The 13,813-nt window shown below is 37.1% G+C and carries 12 protein-coding genes; 4 read left to right on the forward strand and 8 right to left on the reverse strand.

What is annotated here, in order from left to right; translation table 11 throughout:
- Positions 1-1,547: midas domain-containing protein (locus LS65_RS06270; protein ID WP_138129795.1), on the reverse strand; the 1,547-nt coding region annotated here is incomplete at its 3' end.
- Positions 1,548-1,626: 79 nt separating this feature from the next.
- On the opposite strand from LS65_RS06270, the gene LS65_RS06275 reads away from it, so the two are divergent.
- The 4 genes from LS65_RS06275 to LS65_RS06290 all read left to right on the forward strand — a co-directional run bounded on the left by LS65_RS06275 (position 1,627) and on the right by LS65_RS06290 (position 6,519).
- Positions 1,627-2,172: a phospholipase D-like domain-containing protein gene (locus tag LS65_RS06275; protein ID WP_034360748.1), complete on the forward strand. Its 546-nt coding sequence runs from the start codon at positions 1,627-1,629 to the stop codon at positions 2,170-2,172.
- A gap of 154 nt (positions 2,173-2,326) precedes the next feature.
- Positions 2,327-4,594: a heavy metal translocating P-type ATPase gene (locus LS65_RS06280; RefSeq protein WP_034360746.1), complete on the forward strand. Its 2,268-nt coding sequence runs from the start codon at positions 2,327-2,329 to the stop codon at positions 4,592-4,594.
- A gap of 10 nt (positions 4,595-4,604) precedes the next feature.
- Entirely contained in the window at positions 4,605-4,817 is a 213-nt protein-coding gene (locus tag LS65_RS06285) for a copper ion binding protein (protein ID WP_034360744.1), read from the forward strand.
- Entirely contained in the window at positions 4,801-6,519 is a 1,719-nt protein-coding gene (locus LS65_RS06290) for an ABC transporter ATP-binding protein (RefSeq protein WP_034360742.1), read from the forward strand. Before LS65_RS06285 ends, LS65_RS06290 begins: the two co-directional genes overlap by 17 nt.
- Here the strand turns inward: LS65_RS06290 and LS65_RS06295 are convergent.
- The 7 genes from LS65_RS06295 to glmU all read right to left on the reverse strand — a co-directional run bounded on the left by LS65_RS06295 (position 6,516) and on the right by glmU (position 13,747).
- Positions 6,516-8,072: a phospholipase D family protein gene (locus LS65_RS06295; protein ID WP_034360740.1), complete on the reverse strand. Its 1,557-nt coding sequence runs from the start codon at positions 8,070-8,072 to the stop codon at positions 6,516-6,518. The two genes, LS65_RS06290 and LS65_RS06295, sit on opposite strands and share 4 nt — an antisense overlap.
- Positions 8,073-8,114: 42 nt before the next feature.
- Entirely contained in the window at positions 8,115-8,861 is a 747-nt protein-coding gene (locus LS65_RS06300; RefSeq protein ID WP_034360738.1) for a fumarate reductase iron-sulfur subunit, read from the reverse strand.
- Positions 8,858-10,837, reverse strand: a complete 1,980-nt coding sequence (locus tag LS65_RS06305; protein WP_034360736.1) for a fumarate reductase flavoprotein subunit — start codon at positions 10,835-10,837, stop codon at positions 8,858-8,860. Before LS65_RS06305 ends, LS65_RS06300 begins: the two co-directional genes overlap by 4 nt.
- Positions 10,837-11,595 carry a fumarate reductase cytochrome b subunit gene (locus LS65_RS06310; RefSeq protein ID WP_034360734.1) on the reverse strand — a complete coding sequence of 253 codons (759 nt, stop codon included), beginning with the start codon at positions 11,593-11,595 and terminating at the stop codon, positions 10,837-10,839. Before LS65_RS06310 ends, LS65_RS06305 begins: the two co-directional genes overlap by 1 nt.
- Before the next feature lie 220 nt (positions 11,596-11,815).
- Complete coding sequence (locus tag LS65_RS06315) at positions 11,816-12,178, reverse strand: hypothetical protein (RefSeq protein WP_034360732.1); 363 nt, start codon at positions 12,176-12,178, stop codon at positions 11,816-11,818.
- Between the two features lies 1 nt (position 12,179).
- Positions 12,180-12,383, reverse strand: a complete 204-nt coding sequence (gene thiS / locus LS65_RS06320; RefSeq protein ID WP_034360730.1) for a sulfur carrier protein ThiS — start codon at positions 12,381-12,383, stop codon at positions 12,180-12,182.
- 2 nt (positions 12,384-12,385) lie between these two features.
- Positions 12,386-13,747 carry a bifunctional UDP-N-acetylglucosamine diphosphorylase/glucosamine-1-phosphate N-acetyltransferase GlmU gene (gene glmU, locus LS65_RS06325; protein WP_034360727.1) on the reverse strand — a complete coding sequence of 454 codons (1,362 nt, stop codon included), beginning with the start codon at positions 13,745-13,747 and terminating at the stop codon, positions 12,386-12,388.
- Positions 13,748-13,813 lie beyond the last annotated feature (66 nt).

A 13,813-nucleotide genomic window follows, 5' to 3' on the forward strand; every position in this document is an offset into this window, starting at 1 on the left:
GTATCTTCAGCAATTTCATCTTGTTCTATTTGTTCTGTGTTTTCAGATTCTAAAGGCTCACTCACATCTGCTAATTCTTTATTTTCATCTAATGCAGTATCTGCACTCATTTCATCAGATTCTACTTCTTGTGTTACTTCTAAATCATCTCCACTCTCTAAAGATGCTTCTTCTGCTACACTCTCTCCCAAATCATCTAAACCTGCTAAATCCTCTGTTGCTTCAGCAGTTTGAGAATCTACTTCATCCGTAGGCATATCAGCTTCTTCCATATTTTCTAAGTTTTCTAAGTTTGTAGAATCCTCTACATCACCTAATTCTTTAGAATCTTCCAAGTCTCCTAAATTCTCCAAATCATCACTAGGCATATTTGCTTTACTTGTTTCTTCTGCTTCTTTTTCTTCTAAGGTGTCTAGAGATTCTATGGATTCTGGGTTCTCTTCACTTGCTGGTGTGGATTCTGCTTCTTGGTCGTCTGCTTCTATATTTTCGTCTTCGCATAATTTATCTAAACCGCTCAAATCAAGATCTACATTTAATCCATCATCTAATTCATCATTTGATGATGTGTTTGCGGGAAATTCTAAATCATTTTCGATAGAGCCAGAATCCGTATCTTCAGCAATTTCATCTTGTTCTATTTGTTCTGTGTTTTCAGATTCTAAAGGCTCACTCACATCTGCTAATTCTTTATTTTCATCTAATGCAGTATCTGCACTCATTTCATCAGATTCTACTTCTTGTGTTACTTCTAAATCATCTCCACTCTCTAAAGATGCTTCTTCTGCTACACTCTCTCCCAAATCATCTAAACCTGCTAAATCCTCTGTTGCTTCAGCAGTTTGAGAATCTACTTCATCCGTAGGCATATCAGCTTCTTCCATATTTTCTAAGTTTTCTAAGTTTGTAGAATCCTCTACATCACCTAATTCTTTAGAATCTTCCAAGTCTCCTAAATTCTCCAAATCATCACTAGGCATATTTGCTTTACTTGTTTCTTCTGCTTCTTTTTCTTCTAAGGTGTCTAGAGATTCTATGGATTCTGGGTTCTCTTCACTTGCTGGTGTGGATTCTGCTTCTATATTTTCTGGTGTATTTGAAGCAAGCATCTCATCTGTCTCTTCTAGGAGTGAATCTATTTTGCTTAAACCACTTTCGAGATTATCAAGGCTAATGTTTTCGTGTTCTTCATCAAGGGATAATTCAGAATCTTCTAGGGTTTTTTGTGGATTTTTTTTGAGCTGTTCTGTAAAAATATCTAAAATGCTTGTTGGTAAAAAAGGTTTTTGTATGTAGTCATCAAAACCCTCAATGCGCTTAGAACCTTTGTTATAAATAAGGCATTTGCGTTTGTCTTTGAGATTATCAAGATAAATTTTCTTATCAAGCAAAAGGCAATCATCATCAATAATTACATAATCATATTGCGTTAAATCTCCCATTTTGCTTGATTCTGTAATGCTTGTAAGCTGTGCCCCCGCCTTTTTGGCTGTGATTTCAACGAGCTTTTGGACAATTTGGTTAGTATTAATCAGCAAAAATTTCATAGGAACTCCCGCAAGTTTTATTGCTTATTTATGATAAAAACTTAAAATTATAGCTAAATCGATACCACAAGGGAATAAAATGTATCAAAAATTAAGAAAATTGCTTTTTTTGTGCTTCTTTATGGGTATATTCTCTCTTTACGCTTTTGCAAAAGATAGCTTTTATATGCTCCCATACGAGCAAACCATAGCTCTCAATGCTCTTAAAAATACTCTTAAAAATGCGCAAAGTGAGATAAAGATTAGCATTTATAGTTTCACCTATAATGATATTGCCAAAATTTTGCGCGATAGTGCAAAAAGAGGCGTAAGGGTTTATATTATTTATGATAAAGAAAGTAATATGAATAATAATGCCTCGACTTTGGGCTATCTTGCTAAATATAATAATATTTCAGTATGTCTTCTTAGCGGTATGCGTGCAAAAAATAAAAATTATTATGGCATTATGCACCAAAAAATGGCTATTGTGGATAAGAAAACTCTTATACTTGGTTCAGCAAATTGGAGTAAAAATGCGTTTGAAAATAATTTTGAAACACTCCTTATTAGTCATAATGAGGATTTTGTCGCAAAAGCCTTACAAGGCTATGATAAGATGATGAGTGCTTGTGTGCAATTTTAGGTTTGTGTAGGAAAGATTTTAAAATACAAAGTGGTATTTTGAATGCAATTAAGTTAATATACATATACCCCCTATATGTATATTAACTTAAATTTGTTAGAATGTGTAAATATTTATAATGATAAATAAAGATTATCTTTAGGGAGTGTCTTAAATGAAAGAAGATTCATTTTTTATCGAGCAAATGACTTGTCAAGCGTGTTCAAGTGGTATTGAGCGTGCTCTTAGACGTAAAAGTTTTTGTGAAGATATTGAGGTGCATTTACTCACCAAAAAGGCGCGTATTCGCTATGATGAAACACAAACGAACCTAGAGGATATTTTTGCACTCATTAGAAAAATGGGATATGAGCCTCATTATGAAGATAATACCCAAAAAGCTACTGCATTAGATACGCAAGATGCATCTCATAATATGTCTAGCATACCAAATAGATTCTCTGTTAATGCCCTAATAGAATCTTTTGATGCACGTTTTCTCTCCCCCAAAAAAAAGATAATTATTAGCATTTGTGCTACACTCATTACGCTTATACTTTCGTGGGGTGAGATGTTTCATCTTTTCCATTTACCTTTTGAAGTGAGCTATTTTAGTATGCTTTTTTTGAGTTTGGTTGTAGCGCATATGGGACGTGGATTCTATATTCGTGGGTTTAAGGCACTTTTTATGCGCAATCCTAATATGGATTCGCTCATTGCCATTGGCACGACAAGTGCATTTTTGTATAGTTTGCAGGGTATGTTTGGCATAGAATCTCACGCCTATTTTGATAGTGTGTGCGTGATTATAACACTCGTTCTTGTAGGAAAGAGTATTGAAAATGTATCTAAAAAAGATGCGCTTGATAGCGCATCTTTGCTTCTAGAAATAAATCAAAAGAGCATTCAGAGACTTACAATGAGCGTAGATTCACAAGTGATTTCAGAATCCCAGCTCTCTCAAATGTCGTGTGAAAATATTCTTGCTCAAGATGTTAAAGAGGGCGATGTGCTCAAAGTATTGCCCGGTGAGATGATTATGGTTGATTGTGTTGTGCTAGGGGGAAGCTCAAGTCTTGATACAAGTGCGATTAATGGTGAATCTGTGCCTACTCTAGCCCATAATGGCGAGGAAGTTTTTTCAGGGAGTATCAATTTAGATTCTGTATTATATGTGCGTGCGCAAAAAAATGCCAAACAATCTGCTTTAGCGCAGATTCTCTCTCTTGTGCAAAAAGCACAAGAAAGCAAAGCTCCAATCGCTTCGCTTGCAGATAGAATCGCAGGTATTTTTGTGCCAATCGTCATAAGCCTTGCCTTGATTGCAGGGGCATTTTGGTGGGGTATGAGGGATTTTGAATTTGGCTTAAGCATTTTTATTGCTACACTTGTTATCTCTTGTCCTTGTGCTTTAGGGCTTGCCACACCAATGGCAATTTTACACGCTCAAAGTATTTCAAATAAAATGGGTGTATTTTTTAAAGACGCTAAAAGTTTGCAGATTCTAGGTGAAATTACACATATTGCTTTTGATAAAACAGGCACACTCACACAAGGTTTAAGTATAGAGCAGATTCAGATTTTTGATAATTCCAAAAATGAGCAGGAGGTATTTAATCTTGCCTATACTTTAGAATCTACAAGCTATCATATCATCGCGGAAGCTTTCCAGACACATCCTTTAAGTAAAAATGCTACGCTTTATCCTCTGCAAGAATCCCAAAATGTCATAGGACAAGGCATTAAAGCAAAAATCAATGATGTGTTTTATTTTTTAGGCAATATCACACTTTTGCCCAAGCATCTACAAAAGAGTGCTCAAATTAAAGATGACAAAATCACACTTTTTCTCGCTACTGATGAATGTATCATCGCACAATTTTCCTTGCAAGACCATATAAAGGCAGATGCGTCTTTAGCTCTTACATACTTTAAACAAAAAGGGATAGAATCTAGTCTTATTAGTGGAGATAATGCACAAAATACGCAAAAAATCGCACAAATGCTTGATATTAGCGATGTGTATCCACATACATTGCCGAGTGAAAAAATGCGTATTTTACAAGAAAAAAGCACAAAGCATAAGGTGCTTATGGTAGGCGATGGCATTAATGATGCTCCAGCTCTTGCTTCTGCTTTTACTTCAGCTGCTTTTGCTTCTTTGCACGATATTGCCACGCAAAGTGCTGATATTATCATCTATAATCACAAGGTGATGAGTATTTATAACGCATATGCCCTCTCAAAAGCGACTATTTTAAATATAAAACAGAATCTTGGCTTTGCTTTTTGTTATAATGTTGCATTTATCCCATTGGCAATGGGAGTGTTTGGGGGATTTGGGATATTCTTACACCCAATGTTTTGTGCTTTGGCAATGAGTTTATCAAGCCTTAGCGTGGTATTTAACGCCGCACGGCTTAAAACTTTTAAGATTCTCTAAAGGAGTGAGTATGACAATAGAATTATCAGTAAGCGGTATGCGTTGTGGTAAATGTGTAGATAAGATTGAAAAATTTATCGGTGAAATAGAAGGTGTGAGCCTTATTGATGTGAATCTAGAGAAAGCGCAAGTGAGGGTTGAGTTTAATACTCCTGCAACACAAGAGATGATTATTGAAGCAATCCTTGATGCGGGATTTGAAGTCAATGCGAACAATTCTTGATTTTTTTAGGAAGTTTTTTCCATACATTAGAGGGCATTATGGCTCTTTTGCTATTGCCATAAGTGCTTCTATTGTTGTCGCGCTTTGCACCGCAGGGATTACTTATCTTATTGACCCATTGCTTGATACATTATCTGGCAAAACGCCTCGTGCAAACCCATTTTTTAGCTTTGATGAGCTTGTCCAAAATGGCACAATGGCTTTAGCTATGGTATGTATGCTTGTAGGCGTGTATTTTGGTAAATCTGTTGGCACATATATTCAAACATATTTTATGAATTTCATTGGGCAGGATATTGTGCGTCAAATTCGAGATAGAATGCTTGCACATATGCTTAGCCTTGAAATGGCATTTTTTAATAAAATGCGTGGGGGGGAGTTAATAGCGCGTATCACGAATGATATTGGCATTATTCGCTCGGCTGTATCAAATTATATTACAGAATTTATTAGGGAGAGCGTTACAATTATAGCTCTTGTGGCAATTACGATTTATCAAAGTCCAAAATATGCGTTTATAGGGCTTATTGTAATTCCTTTGGCACTTATACCACTTAATATAATTATTAAAAAATTAAAGAAATATTCTCGGAATATTCAGGAAAAAAATGCGGATATTACTGCAAAACTCAATGAAATTTTTAATAATATAGAAGTTATTAAATCAAGTAATGGTGAGGTGTTGGAGCATAAAAACTTTAGCGCACAAAATCTACATTTTTTTAAGATCAATATGAAAGCGGTGCGTGTAGGGGAGCTTGTCGCACCGATTATGGAGCTTTTGGGGGCTATTATGCTTGCTTGTGTGATTTATATGGCAATCGTGGATATTGCTGCTGGGAAATTGACTGCAGGGCAATTTTCATCGTTTGTTGGCGCACTTTTTTTTATTTACACGCCACTTAAGCGATTGGTCAATATCTATGCACAAATGCAATCTGCCATTGTAGCAAGTGATAGAATCTTTGAGATTCTAAACCAAAAGCCACAGATTCACGATGGCACTTTGCCTTTATCTACCCCTATCAATGAGATAATTTTTTCAAATGTGCATTTTCATTATGATAGCGATTCTCACGCACTTAAAGGTGTGGATATGACTTTTAGCAAAAATAAAATTACCGCACTTGTAGGAAAAAGTGGTAGTGGCAAAAGTTCGATTGTTAATCTCATTTTGCGTCTTTATGAAGTAAATGGTGGTGAAGTAAGTATCAATCATCGCAATATTAAGGATTATACGCAAAAAAGCATACGCGATAATATAGCTGTGGTAACGCAAAGAATCTTTATTTTTAATGATAGTATCGCAAATAATGTCGCTTATGGCGGGGTAATGGATACACAAAGAGTGATTGAATCTTTGAAACTTGCTTATGCGTGGGATTTTGTAGAAGCAATGCCACAGGGCATACATACGCTTTTAGATGAGTTTGGCACAAATTTGAGCGGAGGACAAAGGCAAAGAATAGCTATTGCTCGTGCAATTTATAAGAATCCTGAAGTGCTTATTTTCGATGAAGCAACTTCAGCACTTGATGCAAAGACCGAAGAGGCTATAAAAGAGAGTATAAGACATTTGAGTAAGGATAAGATTGTAATCATTGTAGCCCACCGCCCGAGCACGATAGAGCTTGCTGATGAAGTGTTGCATTTGCAAGAAGGGCACATTATTCAAAAAGAGCAAAAGACTAAAGAGATTTAAATTTGACTTTCGGGTAGAAGCTTCGATATTGTTTTAAGGAATCTTGTCCAAATACCTGTATCTGGAGGATAGGTAAAGGTTTTTATTTCTCCATTATGCTCTCCTTCCCAACGCGTTTTACCATTCTCATCATACACGCGCCACGCGCTTTGCATATCTTCAATCAAATCTTTTTTAAGTGCTTGTGCAAAATATGGATTATCAAATATGACTACAGATTCTGTATTGAGATTAATTGAGCGTGGGTCAAGATTAAAGCTACCAATCCAAGTGATAGTGTCATCAAAAACAATGCTTTTGCTATGCAGGGAAGCTTTAGATTTTGAGATTTTATCGCGAAGTTTTGACTTACCTTTACCAAAATATTGATACTCATATACTTTTGCACCTTTTTTGATAAGAGCGTTACGATAACGTTCCCACGCTGCATATACTACAAGAGAATCAGTAGAAGCGAGAGAATTTGTGAGAATTTGCACTTCAACTCCAGAAGAAACGAGAGCATTAAAAATTTTCATACCTTCTTTGCTCGGGACGAGGTAAGCAGCCGAGATATAGAGGTTTTTTTGTGTGCGATTGAATATATCAACGAGTGCTTGTGCAATAGGTTTTTGTATTTGTGGGTCTTGCACTTTTTGGGGTTTATCACCTATGTAAAATGCATTGCCCCAATATAGTTCTTTATATTTATATTTATGAATGAGTGATTGTATTTTTTCTTCATACTGCTCCCATTGTGGGGTTGTTTTGATTTGTTCCATTGAGGCTTTAAATTTTTTAATGGGTGCTTTTACTGGGAGGAGTGAAACAGGAATTGAGCGGTGAAAATTCCAATATTCATAAAAATTTTCTTTGGCGTCCATTGAGGCTTTACCAATAAAAAGCACATCAGTATCGACAAAATTAACATTCATATGTTGGTCAAAATAGTTATCAGCAATATTGCGTCCCCCAATGATAAGAGCAATGTCATCAACAATAAAAAGTTTATTGTGCATACGATGATTGATTCTGTTAAAATCAAATACCATTTCAGGATAACGTAGAATCCTAGAGCGATTTTTGTAGGGGTTAAAGATTTTTACCTCAATATTTGGGTGCGTATCAAGAGCAATAATATCGGAAAAATCAGAATCTAATCCATTATCATCAATCAGCATTTTTACAATTACTCCTCTTTGTGCGGCAAGCCAAATTTCGTGCATAAGGATACGTGAAGCAAGATCGTTTTTGTAAATATAGGTTTGCAAGATAATACTTTTTTCAGCCATACGTGCAAGATAGGCTCGGTGTAAAAACGCATCAACCCCATCGCTTACAAGCATACCACCTGTGAGTTTCGGATTGCTTTTAATTTTTTGTGCAAATGGTGCGCCGATAGCTGTTTTCACTGGGTCAAAAATAGGTGGAGGATTTGACTGAAGTGCAGATGGTTCTTTAATATCTTTGGTTGAAGCCACGATAGAGGAGCAACCAGCAAAAATAAAAAGACAGGCAAGCGCAAGTAGGGCAAAGTTTGATGATGAGAAAAAAAGGGATTGGATAAAATACATAGTAATCTTCAGAATCTGCCCTTGCAAGAAGGGCAGGAGGAATTATTTTTTCATACCTACGCTTACCATTTTTCGGCGTAAATAAGCAATTTTACTTTGCAAGGGAAGCTCTTTAGGGCAAGTGTCGTGGCACGCAATAAGGCTCATACAGCCAAATACACCATCATCATTACCAACTAGCTCGTAGTAATCTTCATCAGTGCGTTCATCGTGTGGATCAAGCATAAATCTCACAATACGATTCATTCCTGCAGCACCTACAAAATCTTCACGCATAACTTTTGTTGCACAACTTGCAATACAGCACCCACATTCAATACATCTATCAAGTTCAAAAACTTCGTCAGCAACTTCAGGTTCAATGGGCACTTCGATTTTAGAAATGTCAGGTTGATGCTGTGTGTGAATCCAGCTTTCAACACGTTTTGTCATACCTGCAAACCATTCACCTGTATTCACACTCAAATCCTTAATGAGCTTAAATGCGGGGAGGGGCATCAGTGTGATAACACCATCAGGGAAATCTTGAGTAAGAGTTTTGCACGCAAGTCTTGGGCGTCCATTAATCATCATCGCACAACTACCACAGATTCCAGCACGACATACAAAGTCAAAACTTAAATCTGGATCTTGTTGCTCTCTAATCATACCCAAAGCAATAAAAACTGTCATTGAATGAGCTTCTTCAATTTGATACTCACGAAAATGTGGTTTTGAAACTGCACTTTGTGGATCAAATTTTAATGCCCGGATAGTAAGTATTCTTCCTTTTTGTTGTGTTGCACTCATTTTTTATCTCCTAATCGTTGGTTTCTTGCTTTGTAATGTGGTTGGAGATTGAATGGCATCAAGGCTTCTTGCAAGGCATATCTATCACCACCTTTAGCTTGAATCTCTTGTGTGATTTTATCAATCTCAGCTTGGCGAATGGCACTATTTGGGTGCTCAATAATCATACCCTTAGCACCATAGCCACGGAATCCGGGGGCAATTTCCATTTTCATAATATCCAAATCTTCATAAGTAACCGTCGGTAAGGTTTGATTTGGGTCTTCCCAGCTTGTGAGAGTGCGTTTTAGCCAATTTGCATCATCTCGTTTTGGATAATCTTCACGCGTATGCGCACCACGAGATTCTGTTCTATCAAGCGCACCTTTTGCTACGCATAATGCAATTTTGAGCATTTTTGGTGTGCGGTAAGCATCTTCAAGCTCAGGGTTATTGTGCATTTTTTTGTTTTGCACGCGCACATTTTTACTGCGTTTATAAAGCTCTTCAAGTTTATTAACAGCTTCTTGTAAGCTTTTGCCATCACGGAAAATCCCTACATCATTATCCATAATATCTTTCATTGCATTTTTTAATACATAGACATCTTCGTTGCCTGTGCTATTAAGCAATGAAGCAAGATAATCTTGTTGTTTTTGCACAAATTTTTCAAGCGTAGCCGTTTGCACATCAATTTGTGCTCCTTGGCAGTATTCTGTAAAGTATTCACCAATAATCATACCAGATACCACAGCCTCACTCACAGAGTTTCCACCGAGACGATTAAATCCGTGTAAATCCCAGCACGCTACTTCACCTGCAGCAAAAAGCCCTTTAAGGTATGTCTCACCTCTATAATTTGTGCGAACCCCACCCATAGAGTAGTGTTGCATTGGTCGCACAGGAGCCCAAACTCCCGGAGTAGCTGGGTCAATACCTGCAAATGTTTTACAAATATCTTGCACATCGCGTAAATTTCGTTCTACGTGAGCACGTCCTAAAATTGAAATGTCAAGCCATAAGTGGTCGCCATAAGGAGATTTTACACCTTTACCTTTGCGAATATGCTCAAGCATTCTTCGTGAAACAACGTCACGGCTTGCAAGTTCTTTTTTCTCTGGTTCATAATCAGGCATAAAACGATAACCATCAACATCTCGTAAAACACCACCATCACCACGACAACCTTCTGTAAGTAAGATACCGCTAGGCACAATAGGAGTAGGGTGGAATTGCACAGCTTCCATATTGCCAAGTTTTGCTACACCTGTTTCCATAGCAATTGCTGCACCTGTTCCCTCGCAAATAACAGCATTTGTAGTATTGCGATATACTCTACCATAACCACCTGTGGCAAGTAAAGTGCCTTTTGAAACATACGCGCTAAGCTCACCTGTTACTAAATCACGCACAACAGCCCCATAGCATCTTCCATCTTGATGGATAAGAGAAATTGCCTCTTTTCTGTCCTGAATATCTACCCCAAGTTTGTAAGCCTCATTTGCGACTGCATAAAGCATTGTGTGTCCAGTTGCATCAGCAGTATAGCAAGTTCTCCATTTTTTTGTCCCACCAAAGTCGCGTGAATGGATATATCCGTGTCTAAAATCATCTTCTGTAATTGTTACTTTTTCACCATTAATAACCGCGGGTCTATCACCTTTTTGAATCCTAGTCCAAGGCACACCATATCCAGCCAATTGGCGAATAGCTTTAGGCGCAGTAGTAACAAACATTCTCGCCACATCTTGGTCGCAACCCCAGTCGCTTCCTTTTACTGTGTCTGCAAAGTGCAAGTCTTCATTATCGCCATCACTTTTTACAGAGTTACCAAGACTTGCTTGCATACCACCTTGAGCAGCCGCTGAATGGCTTCTTTTAACCGGCACAAGAGATAATACAATGGTATTTAATCCTGCTTGTTTTGCTGCGATAGAAGCTCTAAGTCCAGCTAGTCCCCCGCCAATAATTAAGGCATCACTATAAATTACTTTCATTATCTACCCCCAAATTCTATTGCATCGTAGTGTTTGTAATTGATATCAGGATTTGTTTGGCTGATACCATAACTCATATAAGCAGCAAAGGTAGCCAATCCTAAAATGATAAAAAATGCACTCATAAGCCACTTGATTGTGCGGAGTGCTTTTAATCCTAAGCCTTCAAGCCAACCCCACTTAATACAGAGACGATATAGCCCGATAGAAGCGTGAAGCTCCACAGCAAAAAGAAGCACAATGTATAAAATCCAGAAATGCTCACTCCAAAAGCGATATGCTGAACCATTTGGTCCAATTGTTTCAGGTTGTGTAAGCATAATAAAGAGATGCACAGTTGCAGTAAAGAAAAGCACAAAACCTGTGAATGCTTGAATTGCCCAAAGCGATGTATCGCTATGTTTCATAAGATTCTTATGCACTTTTAAAGCTAAAAATTGCCGATAATTAATAGGGAATTTTCTCACTGCCAAAAATGCGTGTGCTACAAGTGCAATGATGATTACCACCGCAACAATACTTACGATAAGAGGATTGCCCCCTTCAATTAAAAAGCTGCCTTCAAAAAACTTTGCTACAGCATACATTGCTTCGCGACTAATAAGAATAGAAGCGACAAAAAACATATGTAAAATCATAAACAAAGCAAGAAACAGCCCTGTTGCACTTTGCCAAAAATCAAGCTTTGCTGGATTTTTACTTTTTTTTCTTTGAGGTGTTACTCCTGCGTAACTCTCAATAATCTTATCCTCTCGCATATATCCTCCTGTTTGTAGTTTGACCTATTAAGCTCGCACAAGTGCTTCATAAAGATTCTCTCAAGGCATAAAGCACTTTTGTGGGATTCTCAAAAAAGGTTGAAGTTTCATTATAGATAAATAATGATTAAAGTTTTTTTATACTTCTTTTTTTCTCGCAATATTTTGAATCTAAATCATCATTTCTTTACTCAAAAACTTGTGAGGATAAAAGAGTTATTTAGGGAGCAAGAAGCATATCACTAAAGCTTTTAACACCCTTTTGAAAGACATTTGCCCCTGTGCTAAGAGGTGATGAGGAGAGCTGTATATGGCATTGCATACAGGCATTAAGCATAGTGTGGCTTTTTGCAAGTTGAGGAGATTGAATCTTCTTTATATCGTGGCACGCAAAGCAGTCTGCACCACACCCACCCATATCAATTTGCGCCATTTTTTCATCAGTGTGGCAATTTTTACACATTGTCATAGGACTATGTCTTATATCTTGTGCGTAGTTTAGATTCTGATGGCAAGCTTTGCAATCGCCTGTGCAAGAGAAAGCGACAACATTTAAAACACACAGAATCCATATAAGGCGCATATCACCCTCCTCCTACAAAATCTAAAATTTCTATTTCATCACCATTTTGTAACACATAGCTTTCCCATAGTGATTTTTTAATCACTTGCATATTAATTGCCACTGCCATTGCTTTATGTGTTATACCTAGATTCTCTATAAGTTTTAAAAGTGTGCAATTTGCATCAAGTGGGTATTTTTTGCCATTGAGGAGGACAAAGTTCATTTCTATTCCTTTATGTTAAAAAATTTAAAATAACCATTTTTAATGTGTTTTTGTGGAGTGCGTGATAGCACTAAATCACCCTCTTGCACATCTTTTGTAATTGTGCTTCCTGCACCAATAAGTGTGTGAGATGCAATACTTACAGGGGCGATGAGTTGTGTATCACTGCCTATAAAGACATTTTTACCAATAATGCTTTTATGTTTTGCTTTGCCATCATAGTTGCAAGTAATTACTCCTGCACCGACATTACTTCCAGAATCTATCTCGCAATCACCCAAATAGCTTAAATGTCCAGCTTTTACACCATTTAATACACTCGCTTTGGTCTCGACAAAGTTACCAATGTGTGTAGCTTTAATATAACTTTTTGGTCGTATATGTGCCAAAGGTCCTATGTCGCTAGATTCTATAATGCTAGATTCTATAATGCTATGCGCTTTAATATGAGAATCTTTAATTTCACATTCTCCGCTAATTTGCACACCTTGCTCAATAATACATTCTCCACTAAAGCGCACTTGAGATTCTATATAGATTGTATGTGGCAAGTGCATAATCACACCTTGCTCCATTGCGTTCGTCCTTAAACGATGAAGCATTACTTCTTGTGCTTCTGCAAGTTGTGCTTTAGAATTTACACCCATAAATTCTTCCTCGCATACCTTGAGTGCAGAAATTGGCACATTATCTTGTGTAGCATAAAAAATCACATCAGTGAGATAAAATTCTTTCTGTGCATTAGAATCTTCTAAGCGGAATAGATAGTTTTGCAAAATATCCTTATTGATTTTATACACACCAGCATTGACATCTTGAATAAGTAATTCTTCCTCATTTGCATCTTTTTGTTCGATAATTTTTTGCACTTTATTATCTTTTAATACGACTCGTCCATAGCCGTTTGGATTAGCCAGATGAAGAATACTCATTACAATGGGTGAGGTATGTGCGCATAGCTTTTTGAGCGTTTGGGCACGCACCAAAGGCATATCACCATTAAGGATTAGAATCTCATCATATTTGCAAGCAAAAAGTTGTTTTGGATTGTGAGAAATTGGCGTTTTAGAATCCTTTGAGCCTTGCATAAGCGCACCACCTGTGCCGGGAAAATGTGCTACATCTTGAGTATGAAAGTGTAGCTTGCCCTCATCATAGACTTTTTTATAAGCTTTAAGCACATTTTCTTTGATGAGTGTTTCCTGATGAAAAAGCACGATATGCACATCATCGCTCACCATTAATGCCTCATCAATGCTATAAAAAAGCATAGCCTTGCCACAGATTTTATGGAGCACCTTTGGTGTTTGTGATTTCATTCGTGTTCCAGCTCCTGCGGCAAGAATTATCACAGAAACATTCATTATTTTTCCTTTTTAAGAGAGAATCGCTTTTGTTTTATGTAATTTTAACACACAAAATTTTATAAT

The sequence above is a fragment of the Helicobacter japonicus genome (assembly GCF_000762845.2).
Lineage (GTDB): Bacteria > Campylobacterota > Campylobacteria > Campylobacterales > Helicobacteraceae > Helicobacter_C > Helicobacter_C japonicus.

Excerpts from the sequence above, each read along its gene's own strand:
- LS65_RS06280 (WP_034360746.1), top strand. The coding sequence starts at position 2,327 with ATGAAAGAAGATTCATTTTTTATCGAGCAAATGACTTGTCAAGCGTGT.
- LS65_RS06275 (WP_034360748.1), top strand. The coding sequence starts at position 1,627 with ATGTATCAAAAATTAAGAAAATTGCTTTTTTTGTGCTTCTTTATGGGT.
- glmU (WP_034360727.1), bottom strand. The coding sequence starts at position 13,747 with ATGAATGTTTCTGTGATAATTCTTGCCGCAGGAGCTGGAACACGAATG.
- LS65_RS06315 (WP_034360732.1), bottom strand. The coding sequence starts at position 12,178 with ATGCGCCTTATATGGATTCTGTGTGTTTTAAATGTTGTCGCTTTCTCT.
- LS65_RS06295 (WP_034360740.1), bottom strand. The coding sequence starts at position 8,072 with ATGTATTTTATCCAATCCCTTTTTTTCTCATCATCAAACTTTGCCCTA.
- LS65_RS06310 (WP_034360734.1), bottom strand. The coding sequence starts at position 11,595 with ATGCGAGAGGATAAGATTATTGAGAGTTACGCAGGAGTAACACCTCAA.
- LS65_RS06305 (WP_034360736.1), bottom strand. The coding sequence starts at position 10,837 with ATGAAAGTAATTTATAGTGATGCCTTAATTATTGGCGGGGGACTAGCT.
- thiS (WP_034360730.1), bottom strand. The coding sequence starts at position 12,383 with ATGAACTTTGTCCTCCTCAATGGCAAAAAATACCCACTTGATGCAAAT.
- LS65_RS06290 (WP_034360742.1), top strand. The coding sequence starts at position 4,801 with ATGCGAACAATTCTTGATTTTTTTAGGAAGTTTTTTCCATACATTAGA.
- LS65_RS06285 (WP_034360744.1), top strand. The coding sequence starts at position 4,605 with ATGACAATAGAATTATCAGTAAGCGGTATGCGTTGTGGTAAATGTGTA.
- LS65_RS06300 (WP_034360738.1), bottom strand. The coding sequence starts at position 8,861 with ATGAGTGCAACACAACAAAAAGGAAGAATACTTACTATCCGGGCATTA.